This window comes from Rhodopseudomonas telluris (assembly GCF_042432815.1).
GTDB lineage: Bacteria > Pseudomonadota > Alphaproteobacteria > Rhizobiales > Xanthobacteraceae > Rhodopseudomonas > Rhodopseudomonas telluris.
On the sequence record NZ_JBHLWM010000013.1, the window covers coordinates 27797 to 50702 of the forward strand.

Below are 22906 nucleotides of genomic sequence, written 5' to 3' on the forward strand. Positions count from 1 at the left end.
CCGCGGAACCCCTGCAGATTTACCTCTTCTCCAGCCAAATCCCTCATGAATCGCAACAAATCCGGCCCTGATTCGGGCGCCTTTACTTTTTGTTTACCAGTTGGGCCGAAGGTTAACGCTGGCTGCGCATGTTGGCGCTCGACTGGCGAGGCATGACCGGGCGGACCTTCCGTCTCTTCATGGCGTAATCGCACAGCCTCGAGATGCTGCTTGCGCCTTAGCCCGGTTGGTTGCGGGCATAACGTGTACGAGCTCTAGCAATGCATGGTGGAGGGCGCCTCGCCCGGTCGTCGCGACTGTCGGGGTTTCAGTCTGACCTGAAAGCGGTCGCCGTGGCGATCGTTGCATTGTTGCGCCACCGCTGGGCGCGCCGCAGGCGGCCCGAGCCCCGGCCGGCGCGGCTGGTCCGTCCCGAGCAGCCCGGTGGGCTGATCGCGACTCTCGAAAAATACACCCCGCGCCGCATCGGTGTCGTCGCCACGGTGCTGATCCTGATGGGCAGCGCCGGACTCGGCATCGTCAAGGGCGGCCATGTCGACGAATTCGTGCAGGGGCTGGACGATGCCCGCAACGCCATCGCCAACATCGCCGGCTTCCGCATCCAGCAGGTCGCGATTAGCGGCCGCAAGCAGCTGACTCAGGACGAAGTGCTGGCGATCGGTGGCGTCACCGGCCGGTCGTCTCTGCTGTTCCTCGATGCAGCCGCGGTGCGCGACAAGCTGAAGGCCAATCCGTGGATCGCCGATGCGACCGTGCTGAAGTTCTATCCGGGCGAACTGCAGATCGACATCGTCGAGCGCACCGCGTTCGCGCGCTGGCAGCTTGACGGGCGCACCGCTGTGATCGCCGACGATGGCGCCGTGCTCGAGCCCTACGTTGCGCGGCGCTTCATGTCGCTGCCGCTGGTGGTCGGCAAAGGGGCGGGGACGCGCGCTAAGGATTTCCTCGCACTGCTCGCGCGCTATCCGCAGGTTCAGGCTCAGACCCGCGCCGTCGCCCTGGTGGGTGAGCGGCGCTGGAACGTCTGGCTCAGCAGCGGGCTCGTGATCCGGCTGCCGGAGCAGGACGTCGGCAATTCGCTGGCGACGCTGAGCAGGCTCGATCAGGAAGACAAGCTGTTTTCGCGCGACATCACGACGGTCGACATGCGGCTGCCCGATCGGCTGACCGTGCGGCTGTCCGACGATGCGGCGAAGGCGCGCGAAGAACTGTTCAAGGACAAGAAGTCCAAAAAGAAGGCTGGTGACGCGTGACCGGCTTCGATCGCACTCAGACTCCGAAGACCCGCCCGATGCCGCCGCATCGGACCGCGATGGTGGCGTCGCTCGACATCGGCACCAGCAAGATCGCCTGCATGATCGCGCGGCTGAAGCCGTCGCCGCCGAAGGACGCACTGCGCGGCCGCACCCACGCCATCGAGCTGGTCGGCTACAGCCAGATCCAGTCGCGCGGCGTCAAGGCCGGCGCGGTCGTCGACATGGTCGAGTGCGAGAAGGCGATCCGCCACGCCGTCGCGCTGGCCGAGCGGATGGCAAAAGTGCGCGTCGAGTCCGTGCTGCTGTCGGTCTCGGCCGGCCGGCTTCAGGGCCAACTGATCGAAGCCGCCGCCGATATCAAGGGTGGTGCCGTCACGTCGGATGACGTCAGCCGCGTGACCTCCACCGGCATGCATCACGCGACTGCGCCGGGCCGCGCCGTGTTGCACGCGCTGCCGGTCGGCTACACGCTCGATGGCGTCAAGGGCATTCGCGATCCGCGCGGCATGGTCGCGCGACAGTTCGGCGTCGACATGAATGTCGTCACCACCGACGCGACTGTCGCCAAGAATATCATGCTGGCGGTCGAGCGCTGCCATCTCAGCGTCGAGGCGATGGCGGCGAGTCCTTATGTGGCCGGCTTGTCCGTTCTCACCGACGACGAGGCGGACCTGGGCGCGGCGCTGATCGAGATGGGCGCCGGCACCACCACGATGGCGATCTACTCGGCCGGGCGCTTCGTCCATTCGAGCGGCTTCGCGCTCGGCGGTCACCACATCACGATGGATCTGGCGCGCGGACTCGGCGCTTGCATTGCGGATGCCGAGCGAATCAAGACGTTATATGGCACGGTGCTAACCGGCGGTTCTGATGCGCGCGAACTGATGTCTATTCCGGCCGCCGGAGACAATGAGCGGGACACCCCGCAGGTGATCTCCCGCGCGACGATCGCGAACATCATCCGGCATCGCGCCGAGGAGATTTTTGAGATGGTCAGGGACCGGCTGGCGGATTCGCCGTTTGCTGCTGAGCCGCGCGCCCGCGTGGTTCTGAGCGGCGGCGCGTCGCAACTCACCGGCATTCCCGAACTCGCCACTCGCATTCTCGGTCGCCCTGTGCGGGTCGGCCGTCCGCTCGGCTTCGGCCGGCTTCCGCAGGAAGCCAAGAGCGCATCCTTCGCGGTTCCCACGGGCCTGCTGGTCTACCCGCAATACGCCCATCTGGAGCACATCGAGCCGCGGCATTCCCGCCAGGTCCGCAGCGCCGATCACGCCGGTTACTTCGGCAAAGTCGGCCGCTGGCTGCGCGAGGGCTTTTGATGACTCTTTTCCGCCCCCTTCCGCCATCACAGATTGTCCAGGCCGCTTGCCGGGGACTTCACGAACCAACGCGCGCGTAATCGAGAGGCAACCATGACCATCAATCTCAACGTTCCTGACATTCGCGAGCTGCGGCCCCGGATCACCGTGTTCGGCGTCGGCGGCGCCGGCGGCAATGCGGTCAACAATATGATCACCGCCGGTCTCGATGGCGTTGATTTCGTGGTCGCCAACACCGACGCGCAGGCGTTGACGATGTCGAAGGCGCAGCGGCTGATCCAGATGGGCACGCAGGTGACCCAGGGGCTCGGCGCCGGCTCGCAGCCCGACGTCGGCTCTGCTGCAGCGCAGGAAGTGATTGACGAGATTCGCGATCATCTTAACGGCGCCAACATGGTGTTCGTCACCGCCGGCATGGGCGGCGGCACCGGCACCGGCGCCGCGCCGGTGATCGCCAAGGCCGCGCGCGAGATGGGCATCCTCACCGTCGGCGTCGTCACCAAGCCGTTCCACTTCGAGGGCGCGCGCCGGATGCGGACCGCTGAGTCCGGCATCACCGAGCTGCACAAAGTCGTCGACACGCTGCTGATCATCCCGAACCAGAATCTGTTCCGGGTCGCCAACGAGAAGACCACCTTCGCCGACGCCTTCGCGATGGCCGACCAGGTGCTGTATTCCGGCGTCGCCTGCATCACCGACCTGATGGTCAAGGAAGGCCTGATCAACCTCGACTTCGCCGACGTCCGCGCCGTGATGCGCGAGATGGGCAAGGCGATGATGGGCACCGGCGAAGCCTCCGGCGAGAAGCGCGCGCTGACCGCCGCCGAAGCCGCGATCGCCAATCCGCTGATCGACGACTCGTCCATGAAGGGCGCCCGCGGCCTGCTGATCTCGATCACCGGCGGCAAGGACCTGACGCTGTTCGAAGTCGACGAAGCCGCCACCCGCATCCGCGAGGAGGTCGACCAGGACGCCAACATCATCGTCGGCGCCACCTTCGACGAAAGCCTCGACGGCATCATCCGCGTGTCGGTCGTGGCGACCGGCATCGAGCAGGCTCAGTTGTCGCGGAACGCGGCTGCGGCCGGCGCGGCTGCCCAGGTTGCTGCGCCGGCGGACAGCCGTCTGGCTGAACTGACTGCCAAGCTGCGCGCCGACAACCAGCGCATCGCCGAAGCTGCGGCGGCACGCGCCGCGCAGGCTCCTGCCGCCCCAGCGGTCAACGCGGTGGCTCCGGCTCCGCGCAATCCGAACGTCGAACGCGCCGCCTTGGCCGCGATCGCCGCCGCCGTCAGCACCGAGCAGATGCCGGCCCCGCAGGTCGCTCAGGCTCCGGTTGAGCCGGCGTCCTACGGCGACGTCACCGTCCGCCCGATTCCGCAGAAGCCGTCCCTGTTCCCGGATATGGAGCAGACTCGTGCGGTGTCCGAGGAGCCGGAGGCGCCGGACTCGTTCATTCCGCAGCAGCCGGACCGGGCCGCCTTGCGCGCGCCCCGCATGCCGCGCTTCGACGAGCTGCCGGTGCCGGCGCAGAACGAAATCCGTCAGGCCGCCCGCGGCGAGACGGACGACGAACCGCAGAAGACCCGGCTTTCGCTGCTGCAGCGCCTGGCGAACGGCCTCAGCCGCCGCGACGACGAATCGGAGACGGCGCCGCCGGTCCGGGTCGCCGCCGCTCCCGCGGTCCCGCAGATGCCGCCGCTGCCGGAACGCCGTCCGCAGCGCAGCGTCGCCGAGCAGATGGGTCATGACCCGGTTTCGGAATATGCCAAGCGTCCGGCCCCGCAGGGACTGGACCTCCATGGCCGGCCGGCACCTGTATCCCAGGCGCCACAGGGTGACGACCATCTGGATATCCCCGCCTTCTTGCGGCGGCAGGCCAACTGATCCCGTGCCTCATTTCCAACCATGACAAGACCCCGGAGGACCTCCTCCGGGGTCTTCTTTTTGTGCGATGCAAAGATTGAGCGAGGGTCTAGATGATTGATCCTAAAAGGAAAATTGAAAATCATCAGGCGGGGCAGGGAACGATCTCTGCCACGATTGCGTCTGAATTCATGGCAGCGGCGGCGGTATTGCGGCGGAGTTGGGGTAACAATCCGTAAAAAAGCGTGAGTTGGCGCTCTTTGGGGCAGTGCTATGGTTTTCCGGACTTGGGGACACACGGTCGAGTCGCCGGACAAGGTCTTGAGAAGAGATCGGAATAACGTCCGGGTTGGGCTGACTGGTGGTCAATGTTGGGCGGTTTACGCATGAAATTCAGCCGGCAGACAACGCTGCGTTCGCAAGCCACGGTGACGGGCGTAGGTGTTCATTCCGGTCAGCAAGTGAATCTCACCATCGGGCCCGCATCCATCGACGCGGGTTATATTTTTGTTCGGACCGGTCTCGACGGCGCGGATCGTGAAATCGCCGCCACCGCCAAATCGGTTGTTGCCACCGAACTTGCCACCGTGCTCGGCGACAGCGAAGGCCCTCTGGTTTCGACTGCCGAGCACGTTCTCGCCGCTCTCCGCGGCATGGGCATCGACAACGCCACGATCGAAGTCGATGGTCCGGAAGTCCCGATCATGGACGGGAGCGCCGCCCCGTTCGTCGCTGCGATCGATCAGGCCGGCGTTCGCGAACAGTCGGCTCCCCGCCGTTTCATCCAGGTTCTCAAGCCGGTCCGCGTCACGCAAGGCAAGTCGGTCGGCGAGATTCGCCCCCATGCCGGTGGCTTCCGGGTCGAGGTCGAGATCGACTTCTCCAATCCGGTGATCGGCCAGCAGAGCTACACCCTCGGCGTCGAGCCGGAAGCGTTCCGCCGCGAAGTCGCCCGCGCCCGTACCTTCGGCTGCATGAGCGACGTCGCCCGGCTGTGGGAGATGGGCTACGCCAAGGGCGCATCGTTCGAGAATTCGGTGGTGTTCGACGACGAGCGTCTTCTGAACGCCGAAGGCCTTCGCTATGCCGACGAATGCGCCCGTCACAAGCTGCTCGACGCGATCGGCGATCTGGCGCTGGCGGGCCTGCCGATCCTTGGCGCCTATCGCTCGGTCCGCGGCGGCCACAAGCTCAATCACTCGGTGCTGACGGCGCTGCTGGCCGATCGCACCGCCTACCGCGTGATCGAATCCGAGCCGGCGCGCCGCGCCGTCCGGGGGCACGCCGAGGCCGTCACCGGTCTGGTCGGCGGTATGGTTGCTCCGGCCTACGGGCCGGATATGTCCTGATCCCGCCGGCCCCGGGCTCTTCTCAACAGCTCCAAGTCCCGCCGCGCCTGTTTTCCCATGTCTCGGACGCGACCGCCCAGTCGCCTTATTCCCGGCGGAATGCCTGCTTACCCGGTTGGTCCGATAACCTTTTTCGGCTAAACAGCCGGACGGTTGACTCGATGCTTCGGGGGCAGGCCGGACGCGAGCCATGACGGCTCTACCGGATGCCGGAGCGCAACGTTCTCCAGTTGGTCAGGTTGGAATTGATGTCGGCACAGCGGCTCGGACTGCGAAACAGGCTGGTCTCGCGCGGAAGCGACCGTTTCTGGCGCAGCCTTCCCCTGCTGGCCAGTCTGGCGATGCTGGCGCTGCCGCTCGGCGGTTGCGGCACCGGCGCGATCTGGGACAAGTTCCTGGCCAAGGACGAGGACAAGTTCAACGACGAGCCGGCCGACAAGCTCTACAATGAGGGCTTGTACCTGATGAACAAGGACAAGGACCTCAAGGCCGCGTCCAAGAAGTTCGAGGAAGTCGACCGCCAGCACCCGTATTCGGACTGGGCCCGCAAGTCGTTGCTGATGTCGGCCTATTCCTATTATCAGGCCGGCGACTACGACAGCTGCATCGGCTCGGCGACGCGTTACGTCACGCTGCATCCCGGCAGCCCGGACGCCGCCTACGCGCAGTATCTGATCGCTGCCTCGCATTACGACCAGATTCCGGACATCTCCCGCGACCAGGGCCGCACCGAGAAGGCGATCGCCGCGCTCGAAGAGGTGATCCGCAAATATCCGACCTCCGAATACGCCACCCAAGCCAAGCAGAAGCTGGAAGGCGCCCGCGACCAGCTCGCCGGCAAGGAGATGGACGTCGGCCGCTATTACATGGAGAAGCGCGACTACGCGGCGGCGATCAACCGCTTCAAGACCGTGGTGACGCGCTATCAGACCACCCGCCACGTCGAAGAAGCGCTAGCCCGCCTGACCGAGGCCTATATGGCGATCGGCATCGTCGGCGAGGCGCAGACGGCCGCCGCCGTGCTTGGCCACAATTTTCCTGACAGCCGCTGGTACAAAGACGCTTATAATCTTGTAAAGTCGGGGGGACTCGAACCCACCGAGAACAAGGGCTCCTGGATCAGCAAGTCCTTTAAAAAGCTCGGTCTCGGATAGGACTTACCTCGCATGCTCGCGCGCCTTTCGATCCGCGATATCGTGTTGATCGAGCGGCTCGACATCGAGTTCTCCCGCGGCCTCGCCGTGCTGACCGGCGAGACTGGCGCAGGCAAATCGATTCTCCTCGATGCCTTTGCGCTGGCGCTGGGCGGCCGGGGTGATGCCGCGCTCGTCCGCCACGGCGCAGAGCACGGCCAGGTCACCGCCACCTTCGATCTCGCCAAGGGCCATCCGGCGTTCACGATCCTGGCCGCCAACGGCCTCGATGATCGCGACGAGGAGGACGCTGGCGAAATGATCCTGCGCCGCGTGCAGCTCGCCGACGGCCGCACCCGCGCTTTCATCAACGACCAGTCGGTCAGCGTGCAGACCCTGAAGGCGGTCGGGGCGACGCTGGTCGAGATCCACGGACAGCACGACGAACGCGCGCTGGTCGACGCCGCCACCCATCGGCGGCTGCTCGATGCCTTCGCCGGACTGGAGAAGGACGTCGCGGCGCTCGAGGGGCTGTGGGACGCACGCCGCACGGCGCGCGCTGCGCTCGACGAGCATCGCGCCGGCATGGAGCGCGCCGCCCGCGAGGCGGACTATCTGCGCCACGCCTCCGACGAGCTGAAGCAGCTCGCGCCGAAGGACGGCGAGGAGACGTCGCTGGCCGAGCGCCGCACCACCATGATGCAGGGCGAGAAGATCGCCGCCGATCTGCGCGAGGCGCAGGAGGTGGTTGGCGGGCATCATTCGCCGGTCGCCGCGCTCGCCTCCGCGGTGCGCCGGCTGGAGCGCCGCGCCGGCAGCGCGCCGCAACTGATCGAGCCGGCCGTGAAGGCGATCGATACCGCCATCAATGCGCTGGAAGAGGCCGATCAGCACCTCAACGCCGCGCTCGCCGCCGCCGATTTCGACCCGCTCGAGCTGGAGCGGATCGAGGAGCGGCTGTTCGCTTTACGCGCGGCGGCGCGAAAATACTCGACGCCGGTGGACGGGCTCGCCGCGCTGGCGGCGAAATACGCCGCAGATGTCGCGCTGATCGATGCTGGCGCCGATCGGTTGGTCACGCTTGAAAAGGCCGCCGGCGAGGCGGACGGTCGCTATAGCGCCGCTGCCGCAAAACTCTCCGCGGCGCGCAGCAAGGCCGCCGAGAAGCTCAACAAGGCGGTGGGCGCCGAGCTCGCGCCGCTGAAGCTGGAGCGCGCCAAGTTCATGACCCAGGTCGAGGCCGACGCCGCGATGGCCGGGCCGCAGGGCATCGACCGCGTCGAATTCTGGGTCCAGACCAATCCGGGCACGCGGCCGGGGCCAATGATGAAGGTCGCGTCCGGCGGCGAACTGTCGCGCTTCCTGCTGGCGCTGAAGGTGGTGCTGTCCGACAAGGGCTCGGCGCCGACGTTGGTGTTCGACGAGATCGACACCGGCGTCGGGGGAGCGGTTGCGGACGCGATCGGCGGCCGGCTGGCGCGGTTGGCCTCTAAGGTCCAGGTGATGGCCGTCACCCATGCCCCGCAGGTCGCCGCCCGCGCCGACCAGCATCTGCTGATCTCTAAGGCCGCCCTCGACAAGGGCAAACGCGTCGCCACCCGCGTTGCCGCCCTGGAACAGGATCACCGCCGCGAGGAAATCGCCCGCATGCTCGCCGGCGCCGAGATTACCGCCGAAGCACGGGCGGCGGCCGACCGGCTGATCAAGGCCGCGGGGTAAGGGCGGACGTGGTGAGCGGGTGGCACTTCCGAAGCCGCCATTGTATCGATCGGTTATGACCAAGTCGCCGAAACCCGCCCCCGACCTCGCCAAGCTCACCAGGCCGAAAGCCAAGATCGAGCTGATGCGGCTGAGGCTGGAGATCGAGGGGCACAACGCCGCTTACTATCAGCATGATGCGCCGAAGATTTCGGACGCGGAGTACGACGCCTTGCGGCGGCGTCTCGAGGCGATCGAGGCGAAGTTCCCCGATCTCGTCAGCGACTCGTCACCGACCCAGACCGTAGGTGCGGCGCCGGCACGGGGCTTCGCCAAGGTTCAGCATGTCGTGCCGATGCTGTCGCTCGGCAACGCATTTACCGACGAAGAGGTGACAGAATTCGTCGAGCGCGTGCAGCGCTTCCTGCGGCTCGACGCTGTGCCCGCGATTGTTGCCGAGCCGAAGATCGATGGTCTGTCGCTGTCGCTGCGCTACGAGCACGGCGAACTGGTGCGCGCGGCGACGCGCGGCGACGGCTTCACCGGCGAAGATGTCACCGCCAACGTCCGGACCATCAAGGACATTCCGAATACACTGAACGGCAAGGCGATCCCCGCGGCCTGCGAGCTGCGCGGTGAGGTCTACATGCTGAAGCAGGATTTCCTCGCGCTCAACAAGCGGCAGGAAGAGGCGGGCGACACCGTGTTCGCCAATCCGCGCAATTCGGCCGCCGGCTCGCTGCGGCAGAAGGACGTTGCGATCACCGCGTCGCGGCCGCTGAAATTCTTCGCCTATGCGTGGGGCGAGATGAGCGACTATCCGATGGACGAGCCGACCCAGCACAAGATGCTGCAGTGGCTCGATCACGTCGGCTTCGTCGTCAATCCCGAGATCACGCAGTGCCACAGCGTCGAGGACGCACTGAAGTTCTATCGCCGGATCGGCGAGCAGCGTGCGTCGCTGCCGTACGACATCGACGGCGTCGTCTACAAAGTCGATCGCCTCGATTATCAGGAGCGCCTCGGCTTCGTGTCGCGGTCGCCGCGCTGGGCGATCGCGCACAAGTTTGCCGCCGAGCAGGCCACCACGGTGCTGGAAAAGATCGACATCCAGGTCGGCCGTACCGGCGCGATGACGCCGGTGGCGCGGCTGCAGCCGGTCACGGTCGGCGGCGTCGTGGTGCAGAACGCCACACTGCACAACGAGGACTACATCAAGGGCCTCGGTAACGACGGCTCGCCGCTACGCGACGGGGTCGATATCCGCGAAGGCGACACCGTCGTGGTGCAGCGCGCCGGCGATGTGATTCCGCAGATCGTCAGCGTGGTGCTGGACAAGCGGCCGGCCACGGCCGAGCCGTATCGCTTCCCGCACAAATGCCCGGTGTGCGGCAGCCACGCTGTGCGCGAAGAGGGCGAGGCGGTGTGGCGCTGCACCGGCGCGCTGATCTGTCCGGCGCAGGCGGTGGAGCGGCTGAAGCACTTCGTGTCGCGGCTGGCGTTCGACATCGATGGTCTCGGCGAAAAGCAGATCGTGCTGTTTCACGAGAAGGGATGGGTGCAGGAGCCCGCCGACATCTTCACGCTGCAGAAACGCAACGCCGAGCTGAAGCTCGAAGAGCTCGAAGGCTATGGCGAAACCTCCGTACGCAATCTGTTTGCTGCGATCGATGCCCGGCGCTCGATCGAGTTGCACCGGCTGATCTTCGCGCTCGGTATCCGTCACGTCGGCGAGGGCAACGCCAAGCTGCTGGCGCGCCACTACGGCACGATCGACGCCTTTCTCGACGCGATGCGCACCGCCGCCGACGCGCAGACCGAGGAGGGCAATCCATCCGAGGCCTATCAGGACCTCGACAATATCGCCGGCATTGGCGACGTCGTGGCCGATGCCGTGGTCGAGTTCTTCGCGGAAACGCGCAACCGGGCCGCACTGGATGCGCTGCTTGCCGAACTGACCGAGGTGCTGCCCGCCGAGAAGGTCAAGCGCGACACCGCGGTGGCCGGCAAGACCGTGGTGTTCACCGGCTCGCTGTCGAAGTTCACCCGCGACGAAGCCAAGGCCGCGGCCGAGCGGCTCGGCGCCAAGGTGGCGGGTTCGGTGTCGAAGAAGACCGACTACGTGGTGGCCGGCGAGGACGCCGGCTCGAAACTCACCAAGGCCCGTGACCTCGGCGTCGCGGTGCTGACCGAGGACGAGTGGCTGGCGCTGATCGGGGGATAGCGCCGGCCCGCGCTTCGTCGGGAGGTGCTGCAATCGACAGGCTCTGGGATACTGGGTCCTCCGCATTTGCGGAGGATGACGGCCTGTTGTGACGCGCGGCCGTGCCCCATCCACCCCCGTCATCGCCCGCGCAGGCGGGCGACCCAGTATCCCAGAGCATCGCGGTGATTCACGGTCCGCGCCGCGAGTTATTGCGAGGCGCGCGTCGCCTCACATCACCGGCGGCTCTTCGCTCTCCGCGCGCTCGATCAGGTCCTCGGTCGGAACGAAGTTACTTCGCGGCACCAGGAAGGTCATCGAGGCGGCGCAGGCCAGCGCGAGGCCGAACACTGCGATGTTGAGCGGCAGTGGCGTGGCGAAATGGCCGCCGAGATAGGCGCCGAATTGCGAGCACAGCGAGCCGATCCCGAACTGTGTGAAGCCGAGCAGCCCCGATGCGGTGCCGGCTGCGTGCGGGCGGATGCTGATCGCGCCCGCAGTGGCGTTGGCCATCACGCTGGCGTTGCCGAACATGATGATCATGTGGGTGAGGAACAGCCAGACCGGCACCTGATTCCAGCCGAGCACGCCCCAGACGAGATTGAGCAGCGCGCCGCCGATCTGCATGGCGAGGCCGAACCAGATCAGCTTGTCCAGCGAGGTGCGCGGTCCGAAGCGCACGCAGAACACATTGCCGAGCAGATAGGCGAAACCGGAGCTGGCGAACCACGCGCCGTATTCGGCGCTGGTGCGGCCCATCTGCGTCACCACGACATAAGGTCCGCCGCCCGCGAAGGTGAAGATGATCGCCGAGGCCAGCACCTGGCACAGTGCGTAGCCGATGAAGGCGCGGCTCCGGAATAGTGCGCCGACATCGCCGCGGAAGCTGCCGGCCGCGGCAGGTCCACCTCGGCGGCGCGTCTCCGGCAGCGCCAGCGCGACCGCGGCGGCGACGATGATCGCGCCGGCCGTGACAACGTAGAAGATGGCGCGCCAGCCCAGCGCGGTTTCGATCAGGCCGCCGAACAGCGGCGACAGCATCTGCGCGATCATCATCACGGCGATGACGAGGCTGAGCATGCCGCCGACGCGGTCGCGGCTGTAAAGATCGCGGATCACCGCACGGCTGATCACCATGCCGGAGGCACCGCCGAGCGCCTGGAAGAATCGCGCGGCGATCAGCTGCGGCAGCGTGTGGGCAAAGATGCAGCCGATGCTGGCCACGACCATCAGCAGCAGCCCGCCGAGCAGCACCGGGCGTCGACCGAAGCGGTCCGACAGTGGTCCCATGATCAGCTGCGACAACCCCAGCCCGACCATGTAGAGCGACACGGTCATCTGCGCGACCGAGATGTCGCTGCCGAAATCGCTGGCAAGCACCGGCAACGCCGGCACGAAGATATACAGCGCGATCGGCGCGGCGCCGTTCATCAGCACCAGCAGGAGGATCAGCAGCTTCGACGGTGGCCGGTCGCGCGCGCTGGCGTCGATCCTGCCATATCTGCCGACGATGCCGTGCATGTAGGGGCGGTTCCTGGAAGGCGTGCTGGTGTGAGGTGTCGGTGAGCGACCGACTGTATCGTGCCGGATGCGCCCTAACAGGCCGTTTTCGGCATACGGCTATGCGGGGAGGGGCTGAGACCCGCGTGGAGCCTCTCGCTCGCGAAGCCCCGTGTCCCGCACAAGGCGCAACGCGCAGCGATGCGCCGCAGATGCGGGACCCCGGTTTTGTCACACGCCACACTCGGCGATAACCGGGGCCCCGGATCTGCGCAGCAGCACTGCGTGCTGCAGCGCGTCCGGGGCACGAGGGAGGCGCACTGCGTGTCGCAGCGCGTCCGGGGCACGGGGGGTTAGCGCTCCAGCGGCGCCGTGGCGGCGTCGAGCCAGAGTTGCGTCGGGCCGTCGAGATGCGGGCGGACTTCGGCGCGGACGCGCGCGTGGTAGGCGTTGAGCCAGGCGAGTTCTTTCTGGCTGAGCATGTCGAGGTCGATCAGCCGGCGGTCGATCGGCGCCAGCGTCAGCGTCTCGAAAGCGTTCATCGGCTTCTCTGCGCCTTCGACCAGTTTCTCAACAACCAGTTCGAGGTTCTCGATGCGGATGCCGAATGCGTCGGTCTTGTAGTAACCGGGCTCGTTGGACAGGATCATGCCGCGCTTGAGCGGCGTCGTGCCCAATTTGGAGATCCGCGCCGGGCCTTCGTGCACGGACAGATAAGAGCCGACGCCGTGGCCGGTGCCGTGCTCGAAATCGATTCCGGCCTGCCACAGAAATTGCCGCGCCAGCGTGTCGAGCTGCGCGCCCGTGGTGCCGTCGGGAAACACCGCGCGGGCGATGGCGATATGGCCGCGCAGCACGCGGGTGAAGCGATCGCGCATTTCGGCGGTCGGCTCGCCGATCGCGATCGTGCGGGTGACGTCGGTGGTGCCGTCTCGATACTGCGCACCGGAATCGATCAGCAGCAGATCGCCCGGCTGGATCCGGCGGTTGCTCTTGCGGGTGACACGATAATGCACGATCGCGCCGTTCGGGCCGGTGCCGGAGATGGTCGGGAACGACACGTCCTTGAGCGCGCCGGTGTCGCGACGAAAACTCTCCAGCGCCTCGACCGCGTCGATCTCGGTCAGCGTTCCCTTTGGCGCTTCGGCATCGATGAAGGCGAGGAAGCGCGCCAGCGCCACCGCGTCGCGCTGATGCGCGGTTCGCGTGCCGGCAATCTCGACTTCATTCTTCACTGCCTTGAGCAGCGCGACCGGATCGGCGCCGCGCAGCGGCTTGCCGCCGGCGTTCTTGATCAGCCGCGTCAACGCGTCGGCGGCGGTGGCGCTGTCCAGCGCGATCGCGGCGCCGGTCGCAGCCATCGCTTGCAGCGCCGGCGCGAGGGCGGAGGGCTCGGCGACTTCGGCGGTCTGCTCGAGATGATCGCGGGCGCTGTTCGACAGCTTGCGCGCGTCGATGAAAATGGTGGGGCGGCCGTCTTTCGGCACCAGCGCGTAGGAGAGGGGCAACGGTGTGTGCGAGACGTCCGCGCCGCGGATGTTGAAGGTCCACGCCACGGCGTGCGAGTCCGATAGCACGAGGGCGTCGCCTTTCAGCCGTCCGAGTTCCTCGCGAATGCGGTCGAGTTTGGCCGCTTCACTTTCGCCGGAGAATTCCGCGCCATGAATACTGACGGCGCCGAGCGGCGGAGCCGGGCGCTCGCTCCACACCGCGTCGATCGGATTGCTGTCCACCGCGACCAGCTCCGCGCCGGCTTTGGCGCAAGCGGACTGCAGCCGCTCGACTGCCGAAGAAGTGTGCAGCCACGGATCAAATCCGAGGCGGTCGCCGGCCTGCAGATGCGCTTCCAGCCAGCGTTCCGGCGGCGGCTCGACCAGCGACTCGATCGCCCACGCTGCGGTGTCGACCTGCTTGGCCGCCTGCAGCGTGTAGCGACCATCGACGAACACGGCGGCCCCTTGGCTCAGCACGACCGCTAACCCCGCCGATCCGGTGAAGCCGGTGAGCCAGGCGAGCCGCTCCTCGGACGGCGCAACATATTCGTTCTGCTGCTGATCTGAGCGCGGAACGACGAAGCCGGTGAGCTTGCGGCGCGCCAGCTCCTCGCGAACCGCGGAAAGTCGCGCGCCGAGCGCGACGCCGCTTTCGGGATCCTCGAAGGTTTGAAAATGCGCTTCGAACATCGGTGCGGTTCCTCATCCTGCGCGACGCGTGCGGTGACTGCGAAAAGCTTTGCTTATGGCACGAGTTATGCTTGATTTATCGAGCCTGCAAGCAACAGGCGCGGGTGCGCCAGCACTCTGATAACGCGTCCGGGATCAACCCGGGAGTGTCTCAACTCAACGATGAGGGGATACACATGCCTGCTTTTTCATTCGAGAAGATCGCACCGCCCGTTCGTCCAAACTCCGTTGCCAAGTCCGAGCCCGACGACAAGAAGCCGCGCGGTGTGATCACCCAGATGTTGGACCGGTTGTCCGACGCGCGCGTGAAAAAGCCGCCGACCAGTCAGGGCGCGCATGTTCGCTTCCCCACCAAGCCGGCCGAGTAGCCCCGCCGCAGGTTTGCCTCAAAAGGTTTTCGCCAGCAGCAGGCTGCTCCAGCCTTCGATCACGATCTGCCGCAGCAACACGCAGCCGCGCGCCCGATAGGCCGCGATCACGCTCTGCGCCTGCGGCTGCAGCAGGCCCGACAGGATCACCAGCGCCGACGGCGCGAGGTGCTCGGACATCGGCTGCGCCAGCGCGCGCAGCGGATTAGCGAGGATGTTCGCCAGCACCAGATCGAACGGTGCATGCGCGGCGAACGCCGGCGACGCGAAGCCGGTTGCCCATTCGGCGTGGACCAGATTGCCGACGCCGTTGAGGCGCGCATTCTCCTTGGCAACCGCGACCGATTGCCCGTCGATGTCGGTGGCGAGCACAGGTTGGCGCAGCGCTTTGGCGGCGGCAATGGCCAGCACACCGGTGCCGGTGCCGAGGTCGAGCACGCTGCGCGGCGGCCCGGCGCGGAGCACCAGATCGAGCAGGGTCAGGCAGCCGCGGGTGGTGCCGTGATGGCCGGTGCCGAAGGCGAGCGCGGCCTCGATCTCGATGCCGAGCTTGTTCGGCGGAATGCGATCCCGGTCGTGGCTGCCGTGCACGACGAAGCGGCCGGCGGGCACCGGCACCAGTCCTTCCAGGCTCGCCGCCACCCAGTCCTTGGCTGCGACCGTCTCGACGCTGATCGCCTGCGCTGCATTCTCTCCAGCCGCCTGCGCGACGAGCTCGCGGATTGCCTCGAGATTCGGTTGCTCGCCGAAATGCAGTGCGACCTCCCAGCTCAGGTCCGGTCGTTCGAACGCGGCGATCGCCATCTCGGCCTCGTCGAAGCACTCGCCAAGCAGGTCAGTGACGCGGCGGGCGGTTGCCTCGTCGCCGAGCACGAAGCTGGCGCGGACGGTGGGGGCGGGATCAGGCATGGCAGGTCCGAAAAGTTGGCGGCAGGCGTGCGCTCGCCCGGATTATCAACATCGCATCCACAGCTTCTGCGCCGAAAAGGCACAGCATGTCCATGACTTATCCACAAGCCCTGAGGTTCTGATTGCGGCCTTTGAGATGACGGGTGAGAGCTTTAGGCGAGAGCCGGCGAGGTCGGCCGGTTGCCAAAAAGCCATATTTGTGTCCCACGGGACACAAGCCGGGGTCCAAAGACGAATCCCCGCGTTAACTCCCCCGGAGGAGAGGTGCTTGGCTGGGCCCAAGAGGCCCCGTGTCGAATGCTGGATTGAGCATTGGCGCCCCCTCCCGCGCTCTGCACGAGCGCAACAGCGATGAGGGCTAATGTTCAAGACTTGCGAAATTTCTCCACTGTCGACGCGCCGCGGCGGCTTGCTGACCACGATGGCCTTGTGCCTGGCCGCTTCCTGGGTGGGCTCTACGGACGCGTTTGCCGAGCAGCTCCAGTTGACCTCTTTCCCGCAGCAATCCTCCCCCCAGCAGCACTCCTTTGCGCCGCCGGCGATCCCGGTCGATTGCGCCACGATCCGCTATCACGTCGCTGAGCACGGCCGCGCCAAGTCGATCGCCTGGGCGATCAAGAACGGCTACTCCTGGGCTCAGATTTCCGAAGCAAAGCGCTGCCTGAAGGGCTGAACAGCCCTTGAGGCCGAGAGCTTTTCCACATCATATCCACAGGCTTGCGCACGAGCTTATCCACGGCTTGTGAACAGCCTTCGGTGATCCGAAAGGATCGCCGCTGCGGCGTTGTGGCCCGGGGCGCCGGTGACGCCGCCGCCGGGGTGGGCGCCGCTGCCGCAATGGTAGAGGCCCTTGAGCGGGCCGCGATAGTCGGCGTGGCCGAGCATCGGGCGGGCGGAGAACAGCTGGTTCAGACTGAGCGCGCCGTGGAAGATGTCGCCGCCGAGCAGGCCGAACTCGCGTTCGAGGTCGAGCGGCGACAGAATCTGACGTCCGAGCACGCTGGCCGCAAAGCCCGGCGCGTAGCGGTCGACCGTCGCGATCATCAGATCGGCGACCTCGTCGCGATGCGCATCCCATGAGGCCCCGCCGGGCAGCTCCGGCGCGACGTGCTGGCAGAACAGGCTGGCGATGTGCCGACCTTCCGGCGCAAGCGAGTCGTCGAGGGTGGAAGGGATGAGCATTTCCACGACTGGGTCCCGGCTCCAGCCATGCTGCTTCGCGTCGATAAACGCCCGGTCCATATAATCGAGGCTGGGCGCGATAATGATGCCGGCGGTCAGGTGGTCACCGGTCCCCGGCAGCGCCTTGAACGAGGGTAGGCCAGACAGCGCGACGTTAATCCGGAAGGTGCCGGAGCCATTCTTCCACGCCTTCATACGGCGCTGGAAGTCGTCCGGCAGGGCGTCCTTGGGCAGCAGCCGAGTGTACAGCAGCTTGGGGTTGACGTTGGCGGCGACGTATTTCGCCCGGATAATGCGGCCGTCGTCGAGAGTGACGCCGACGACGCGATCCTTTTGCGCCAGCACTTCGCGGACACCGGCCCCGGTCTCGATCTCGGCGCCGGCGCCGCGAGCTGCAGCGGCCATCGCCTGGGTGATGGCGCCCATGCCGCCGATCGCGTGGCCCCAGACGCCCTTCTTGCCGTTCACCTCGCCGAAAGCGTGGTGCAGCATCACGTAAGCGGAGCCGGCGGCGTAGGGGCTGGCGTAATTGCCGACGATGGCGTCGAAGCCGAACAGAGCCTTGACCAGGTCGTGTTCGAACCGCGTATCGAGCATCTCGCCAGCCGAGCACGTGAACAGGTCGAGCAGCAGGCGCTGCTGCTCCAGAGACAGGGTCCGGAGCCGATTAGCCGTGCCGAGCGCCGCGATGCTTTCCCGGATGGCTCCAATGCCAAAGCGGTCGACCAGGTTGGGTGGTGCGCGCAGCACGAAATGCCGCAGCACATCGGCAATTTGCTCCAGCTCGGCGGCAAAGCCGTCGAATCGGCTCGCGTCGCGCTTGCTGAGATGCGCGACAGAATCGGCTGTGTATTTGGCGCCGGTCAGCAGATATTTGCCACTCGGGGCGGGCAGGAAATTCTGTGCGCGGCGCTCCACGATGCGCAGGCCGTGCTCGGCCAGCTTGAGGTCGGCGATCACCTTGGGGTTGAGCAGGCTGACGGTGTAGGCGGCGACCGAGTTCCGGAAGCCTGGATGAAACTCTTGCGTCACCGCGGCTCCGCCGACCACGCTGCGGCGCTCGACCACCTTCACCTTCAACCCGGCCTGCGCCAGATAGGCGGCGCAGGTGAGGCCGTTGTGACCTGCGCCGATGATCAGCGCATCGAGATCGGACATGGGTTTTCTCGGCCTTCCCAAAGGCGGTCGGCGGCGTCGGACCGCCGGAACGCCGTTTTGTCATCAAAGATTTGCTTGTCGCGAGCTGTTTATCAGAGCCGTCTCAGTTGCGCACGCCGGGGGCTCAGCCCGGCACGGCACAACGTCGCGGTGGTGCGATCCGAGTGGATGGCGGCCCCGGGTTCTGCGATGGTCGGGCCGGCGGGCCCGGGACGGGAGCGCCGCACGGCGCGGTTCGCCCGCGCGTCTTGAGTTGATCTGCCCGGCCTGGCCGGATCGTCCACGTTGGAGACCGTATGACCGAGCCGATGCTGCCTGCCGCTGCCCGTCACAATTCGGAGGCGCGCGACCGGCTGATTCTGATCGTCTACACCGCCGCGATCTTCACCAGCGCGCTGCTGCTGTTCTCTGTCCAGCCGCTGTTCACCAAGATGGTGCTGCCCCGGCTCGGTGGCTCCCCGGCAGTGTGGTCGGTGGCGATGGTGTTCTTTCAGTCGCTGCTGCTTGGCGGCTATGCCTACGCCCATTTCATCAGCCAGTTTCGCAACCGTCTGGTTCCGATCGTGATCCACCTGGTGTTGCTGGTGGCGGCGATGCTGACGCTGCCGCTGTCGATCGCCGGTGGTTGGGGCACGCCGCCCGCCAGCGGCTACGCGTTCTGGCTGCTCGGGCTGTTCGCGGTATCGATCGGCCTGCCGTTCTTCGCGCTGGCGGCCAACAACCCTCTGCTGCAGGCCTGGTTCGTGCGCACCGGCCACCCCAACGGCCCAGATCCATACTTCCTATACGCGTCCTCGAATATCGGCAGCTTCCTGGCGCTGCTGTCCTATCCGGTGCTACTCGAGCCGACACTGGCGCTGCGCTCGCAGAATCTGGTGTGGACCGGCGGCTACGGTCTGCTCATCCTGCTGATCGCCGGCTGCGGCTATCTGCTGCTGCGCTCCCCGAAAATGGATATCCGGGCAGGCGCCCCCGACGACAGCGACGCGGCAGCGCCGTCATGGATGTTGCGGACGCGCTGGGTGTTCCTGGCGGCGGTCCCGTCCGGCCTCTTGATCGCGGTCACGGCCCATATTTCGACCGACGTTGCGGCGGCGCCGCTGCTCTGGGTGCTGCCGCTGTCGCTGTACCTGCTCACCTGGGTGCTGGTTTTCCAGTCGCGGCCGCTGCTGCCGCACAAATGGATGTTGGGGCTGCAGCCGCTGGCGATCGCCGTAATTGCGGTCCTGCTTGCCTATACGGGCACCGCCAATTTGCTGGTGATGCTGGCCGGCCACCTGATCTCGTTCTTCATTATCGCGATGGCCTGCCATGGCGAACTTGCACGGACCCGGCCGGACGCACGGTATCTCACCGGATTCTACGTGGCTCTGTCGTTCGGCGGCATGGTCGGCGGCCTGTTCGCCGGGCTGGTGGCGCCGTACAGCTTCTCCTGGATCGCCGAATATCCGATCCTGCTGGCTCTCGCCGTGCTGTGCCGGCCGCGTGTGCTCGAGCGCGTGCCGCAATGGACCTGCTGGTATTGGGCGTTTCTGGCGGCGCTCGCAGTGGCACTGATCGCGCCGGCCTTCGCTTCGGGCAAGATCTACGACTGGCTCAGCATCAATCGCTTGCTGATCGTCGGCGACGTTGCCGCGGTGGCGGCTTTCGCGGCGCTGGTGCTGCGCGCCAGCCGCTGGAAGGTGTTCGCCACTGTCGTGCTGGCCCTGGCGTTGATCCGGCTCTATCCATCCGACGATGGACGGGTGGAGACGGTGCGCAGCTTCTTCGGCGTTCACAAGATCCAGGTGACGTCGAACGGCCAGTATCACGTGCTGCTGCACGGCACGACGATCCACGGTGCCGAGAAGATGCAGAACGACGACGGCACGCCGGTGACCGGCCGGCCGGAACCGATTTCCTATTACTACAAGGATGGCGGCATCGGGCAGGGGATCTCGGCGATCCGCGCTCGCAAGAATGGACCGATACGCGTCGCGGTGATCGGGCTCGGCTCGGGATCGCTCGCCTGCGCGTCGCAATCGGGCGAGACCTGGAAGTTTTTCGAGATCGATCAGTCGATGGTCGATACCGCGCGCGATCCGAGATACTTCACCTATGTGAGCAAATGCGCGCCCGATCTGCAGCCGGTGATGGGCGACGCGCGGCTGACTTTCGCGGACGAACCTAACGGCGCCTACGACCTGATCATCGTCGACGCGTATTCGTCGGACGCCATTCCAATCCACCTCGCGACCCGGGAGGCGATGGCGATCTACAAATCGAAATTGACGCCGCAGGGGGCCGTCCTGATGCACGTTTCCAATCGACATCTCGAGCTGACCAGCGTGGTGGTCGGCATCGCGGCCGCCAACGGGCTGAAAAGCTGGAGCTATTCGGAGGATTCGGACCGCGACGCCGAGTACATCTTCTCGACCTCCGTGGTGGTGTCGGCCCGGGAGCCGGAGGATGTCGGCAGCATTGCCACGGCGCAGGACTGGACCCTGACCGAACCGCGCCCGCACCAGCGGGTTTGGACGGACGATTATTCCAACGTGCTTGGCGCGGTGTGGCGCAGGCTACGCGAGGGCGAGGAATAGCCGCCGCTACGGCTTTCAGCTTTCTCATCGCATAGCGCGGCTGGGCGGCGACTTCGTTGTGCCATGGCCGCCGCGTTGTGGGGCGTCCTCGCCAACAAAAACGCGCGGCTGTCGGGACAGCCGCGCGTCGATGGAGTGGTTCGTTGGTGGATCAGTACGCCGAGTAACCGCCATAATAGCTACGCGGCTGGTAGTAGCCGCGGGGGGCGTAAACGGGGCGGCCATAGCTGTCGTCGTCCGAATACTGATACTGCGGCTGATATTGCGGCTGTCCGTAGCCGCGCCGGTAGCCGGGAGGCGCCGGATAGCGGCGGCCGTCGTCGCCGTCGGCCGGGTAGATGTAGCCGTCGTCGGCGACCTGCGGACCGGCCACACGCGGTTGGGTCGGCGGCGCGAGCTGCACCGGCTGACCGTCCGCATCATAGGTGGGGGCAGGCAGCGGCGCGCGGCGCGCCACCGCGGTGTTGGCCTTGCCCGGCTGTCGCGCCAGCGCAACTTGCGACGAGCCGGTCAGCGTCACCGTCGTGTTCAGCACGCCATCCTTCTCGACCAGCGCGTACAGCGTCGATGCATTCTCGCGCGACAGGCGCACGCAGCCGTGGGACACCGGAATGCCGAGCTTGCCGACGGAATCTGTGCCATGGATCGCGTGGCCACGTTTGGTGAAGAAGATCGCGTGCGGCATCGGCGCGTCGTCGAACTCCTTGGAGTAGTGGTCGGGCTCCATCCGGAAGGTCTGGAACGAGCCGTTCGGCGTCTCGTGGGACGGATTGCCGGTCGAGACCGGCCAGCGATAGCGTTCGACGCCGTCAACCGCGACGGTCATCTGTTGATTGTCCTTGTCGACCGTGATGGCAATCTTGGCGTGGGCCGAGCCAGCGGTTGCCAACATGATCAGACCGGTGAGGGAAGCGAGATACGAACGCATGAATTCCGGCCTCCTCGGCCCGGTCTTTCCAAGATGTGAGCCGTCCCCGTCGGTAATATGCGCAGCGGGTCTGGTTGTTTCCAGATCCGCCCGCAGCGCAGCAAGAAAACTGCTGGTAGTGTTAATTGCGCCTGCGCCGGGCGGAGCGAAGACGATGGTGGGGCGGAATCGCGGCGGAATGGAACCGAAGTTGCGACTGCGGGTTGATGCATTGCAAATCGGCTCCGACGATCGCTCGGGGGACAATCCGGAGGATGGATTCCAATGAAGACCACGACAAAGGCGGTTGCCCTTGATTACAGGCCGCTAAAGGCGACGCTGGCTGCGGCCGCGCTGGCGCTGGCGCTGCTTGCGATCCCGACGGCCGGCCACTCTCAGGGTATCGTTCGCGGCGCAGAAGAGGGAGCCTATCGCGGTAATCGCGCTGCTGGTCCGATCGGCGGCGCGGTGGGTGGCGCCATTGGCGCCGGCGTCGGCGGTGCGGTGGGCGCCGTCAACGGCGTTCTCGGCATACCGAACCAGGGCCCGCGTTATCGCTATCATCGCGGCCACCGTTGCTACGGTTACTATCGTCACGGCCGCTTCCGCTGCCGGTAAACATCTTACGGACGGCGCGCGGGCCTGGCCCGCCGTCGTTCGATTTCTGTCGTGAGATCCTCACGCGCCGGCCTGCTTCGCCAGTTTTTCCTTGTTGGCTGCCACCGGAAGCAAGCATCCTTCGAGTGAAGGCCGCCGCAGGAGCCGAATTGGCGCGGCATACAGCCCCTCTGGTGCCTTGACGCCCGGAACCGGGAAAATTCTTGAAACTTTCATTTTTCCGCTTGCAGCCCCGGAGGTCGGGGTCTATACACACATCTACGCGCTGCCCGCGGGTCGGGCTTCCTCTCTTGGCTTACAGGCCAAGGGAGAAATTGGCGCCTTTGATGCATCCTCACTTCGATGAGTGACGCAACAGCCGAAAGGTTATCGGTTGGCGTTTTTCATTGTCGGTGTAGGGTAGACACCCCGCTAAGGGTGTAGAGGTCTTCGTGACCTCGGGCTGTTTGACAAGTTGAGAAGAAGAAAGAGAAACGTGGACGGCGGAGTCCTTGCGGGTCTCGGTTGTTGGGGCTTCGGCTTTGGCGATTGGGACCGGACGAAAGACTTCGGCGGATACACGTTTCAAGGAAACACCATGTTCGTTTGCGCTGTGAAGCGCGGCGACGAGTGTCGGTTTTGGATTTTCGGATCTGAGGCTGATGCAATGGTGGGACCTCGTCAAACGTTGTGATCAGC

The 22906-nt window shown here is 66.0% G+C and carries 16 protein-coding genes; 11 read left to right on the forward strand and 5 right to left on the reverse strand.

Going from position 1 to position 22906, the window contains the following annotated elements:
• Positions 1-260 precede the first annotated feature (260 nt).
• The 7 genes from ACFFJ6_RS25390 to ligA all read left to right on the forward strand — a co-directional run bounded on the left by ACFFJ6_RS25390 (position 261) and on the right by ligA (position 10845).
• A complete protein-coding gene (locus ACFFJ6_RS25390; protein WP_378393218.1) occupies positions 261-1253 on the forward strand; it encodes a cell division protein FtsQ/DivIB in 993 nt (330 codons plus the stop codon).
• Complete coding sequence (gene ftsA / locus ACFFJ6_RS25395; RefSeq protein WP_378393220.1) at positions 1250-2575, forward strand: cell division protein FtsA; 1326 nt, start codon at positions 1250-1252, stop codon at positions 2573-2575. Before ACFFJ6_RS25390 ends, ftsA begins: the two co-directional genes overlap by 4 nt.
• Positions 2576-2668: 93 nt before the next feature.
• On the forward strand, positions 2669-4462 hold the full coding sequence (gene ftsZ, locus ACFFJ6_RS25400) for a cell division protein FtsZ (protein WP_378393222.1): 1794 nt from the start codon (positions 2669-2671) through the stop codon (positions 4460-4462).
• 365 nt (positions 4463-4827) lie between these two features.
• Complete coding sequence (gene lpxC, locus ACFFJ6_RS25405; protein ID WP_378393224.1) at positions 4828-5790, forward strand: UDP-3-O-acyl-N-acetylglucosamine deacetylase; 963 nt, start codon at positions 4828-4830, stop codon at positions 5788-5790.
• Between the two features lie 248 nt (positions 5791-6038).
• Entirely contained in the window at positions 6039-6944 is a 906-nt protein-coding gene (locus tag ACFFJ6_RS25410; protein ID WP_378393226.1) for an outer membrane protein assembly factor BamD, read from the forward strand.
• 12 nt (positions 6945-6956) lie between these two features.
• A complete protein-coding gene (gene recN / locus ACFFJ6_RS25415; RefSeq protein ID WP_378393228.1) occupies positions 6957-8642 on the forward strand; it encodes a DNA repair protein RecN in 1686 nt (561 codons plus the stop codon).
• Positions 8643-8697: 55 nt separating this feature from the next.
• Positions 8698-10845, forward strand: coding sequence for an NAD-dependent DNA ligase LigA (gene ligA, locus ACFFJ6_RS25420; protein WP_378393230.1), 2148 nt, complete (start codon positions 8698-8700; stop codon positions 10843-10845).
• A 210-nt stretch (positions 10846-11055) separates the two neighbouring features.
• On the opposite strand, the gene ACFFJ6_RS25425 is transcribed toward ligA, so the two are convergent.
• Complete coding sequence (locus ACFFJ6_RS25425) at positions 11056-12345, reverse strand: multidrug effflux MFS transporter (protein ID WP_378393232.1); 1290 nt, start codon at positions 12343-12345, stop codon at positions 11056-11058.
• A gap of 332 nt (positions 12346-12677) precedes the next feature.
• Positions 12678-14507 carry an aminopeptidase P family protein gene (locus ACFFJ6_RS25430; RefSeq protein WP_378393234.1) on the reverse strand — a complete coding sequence of 610 codons (1830 nt, stop codon included), beginning with the start codon at positions 14505-14507 and terminating at the stop codon, positions 12678-12680.
• 71 nt (positions 14508-14578) lie between these two features.
• On the opposite strand from ACFFJ6_RS25430, the gene ACFFJ6_RS25435 reads away from it, so the two are divergent.
• Positions 14579-14875, forward strand: coding sequence for a hypothetical protein (locus tag ACFFJ6_RS25435; protein ID WP_378393236.1), 297 nt, complete (start codon positions 14579-14581; stop codon positions 14873-14875).
• A gap of 18 nt (positions 14876-14893) precedes the next feature.
• Here ACFFJ6_RS25435 and ACFFJ6_RS25440 read toward each other — a convergent pair whose 3' ends face one another.
• Complete coding sequence (locus ACFFJ6_RS25440) at positions 14894-15784, reverse strand: 50S ribosomal protein L11 methyltransferase (RefSeq protein WP_378393238.1); 891 nt, start codon at positions 15782-15784, stop codon at positions 14894-14896.
• A 361-nt stretch (positions 15785-16145) separates the two neighbouring features.
• Here ACFFJ6_RS25440 and ACFFJ6_RS25445 point away from each other — a divergent pair, with 361 nt between their 5' ends.
• Positions 16146-16457 (forward strand): hypothetical protein, encoded by a 312-nt coding sequence (locus tag ACFFJ6_RS25445; protein WP_378393240.1) that lies wholly within the window; start codon positions 16146-16148, stop codon positions 16455-16457.
• A 56-nt stretch (positions 16458-16513) separates the two neighbouring features.
• Here the strand turns inward: ACFFJ6_RS25445 and ACFFJ6_RS25450 are convergent, their stop codons facing one another.
• Positions 16514-18124, reverse strand: coding sequence for a phytoene desaturase family protein (locus ACFFJ6_RS25450; RefSeq protein ID WP_378393242.1), 1611 nt, complete (start codon positions 18122-18124; stop codon positions 16514-16516).
• 296 nt (positions 18125-18420) lie between these two features.
• Here ACFFJ6_RS25450 and ACFFJ6_RS25455 point away from each other — a divergent pair, with 296 nt between their 5' ends.
• On the forward strand, positions 18421-20703 hold the full coding sequence (locus ACFFJ6_RS25455; RefSeq protein ID WP_378393244.1) for a fused MFS/spermidine synthase: 2283 nt from the start codon (positions 18421-18423) through the stop codon (positions 20701-20703).
• Between the two features lie 151 nt (positions 20704-20854).
• On the opposite strand, the gene ACFFJ6_RS25460 is transcribed toward ACFFJ6_RS25455, so the two are convergent.
• Positions 20855-21631 (reverse strand): L,D-transpeptidase, encoded by a 777-nt coding sequence (locus ACFFJ6_RS25460; protein ID WP_378393246.1) that lies wholly within the window; start codon positions 21629-21631, stop codon positions 20855-20857.
• A gap of 264 nt (positions 21632-21895) precedes the next feature.
• Here ACFFJ6_RS25460 and ACFFJ6_RS25465 point away from each other — a divergent pair, with 264 nt between their 5' ends.
• Positions 21896-22228, forward strand: coding sequence for a hypothetical protein (locus tag ACFFJ6_RS25465; protein ID WP_378393248.1), 333 nt, complete (start codon positions 21896-21898; stop codon positions 22226-22228).
• The last annotated feature ends 678 nt before the right edge of the window (positions 22229-22906 follow it).

Coding starts and splice junctions, on each gene's coding strand:
- ACFFJ6_RS25430 (WP_378393234.1), bottom strand. CDS start 14,507: ATGTTCGAAGCGCATTTTCAAACCTTCGAGGATCCCGAAAGCGGCGTC.
- ACFFJ6_RS25390 (WP_378393218.1), top strand. CDS start 261: ATGCATGGTGGAGGGCGCCTCGCCCGGTCGTCGCGACTGTCGGGGTTT.
- lpxC (WP_378393224.1), top strand. CDS start 4,828: ATGAAATTCAGCCGGCAGACAACGCTGCGTTCGCAAGCCACGGTGACG.
- ACFFJ6_RS25445 (WP_378393240.1), top strand. CDS start 16,146: ATGTTCAAGACTTGCGAAATTTCTCCACTGTCGACGCGCCGCGGCGGC.
- recN (WP_378393228.1), top strand. CDS start 6,957: ATGCTCGCGCGCCTTTCGATCCGCGATATCGTGTTGATCGAGCGGCTC.
- ACFFJ6_RS25425 (WP_378393232.1), bottom strand. CDS start 12,345: ATGCACGGCATCGTCGGCAGATATGGCAGGATCGACGCCAGCGCGCGC.
- ACFFJ6_RS25455 (WP_378393244.1), top strand. CDS start 18,421: ATGACCGAGCCGATGCTGCCTGCCGCTGCCCGTCACAATTCGGAGGCG.
- ACFFJ6_RS25440 (WP_378393238.1), bottom strand. CDS start 15,784: ATGCCTGATCCCGCCCCCACCGTCCGCGCCAGCTTCGTGCTCGGCGAC.
- ligA (WP_378393230.1), top strand. CDS start 8,698: ATGACCAAGTCGCCGAAACCCGCCCCCGACCTCGCCAAGCTCACCAGG.
- ACFFJ6_RS25465 (WP_378393248.1), top strand. CDS start 21,896: ATGAAGACCACGACAAAGGCGGTTGCCCTTGATTACAGGCCGCTAAAG.
- ftsZ (WP_378393222.1), top strand. CDS start 2,669: ATGACCATCAATCTCAACGTTCCTGACATTCGCGAGCTGCGGCCCCGG.
- ACFFJ6_RS25410 (WP_378393226.1), top strand. CDS start 6,039: ATGTCGGCACAGCGGCTCGGACTGCGAAACAGGCTGGTCTCGCGCGGA.
- ACFFJ6_RS25460 (WP_378393246.1), bottom strand. CDS start 21,631: ATGCGTTCGTATCTCGCTTCCCTCACCGGTCTGATCATGTTGGCAACC.
- ACFFJ6_RS25450 (WP_378393242.1), bottom strand. CDS start 18,124: ATGTCCGATCTCGATGCGCTGATCATCGGCGCAGGTCACAACGGCCTC.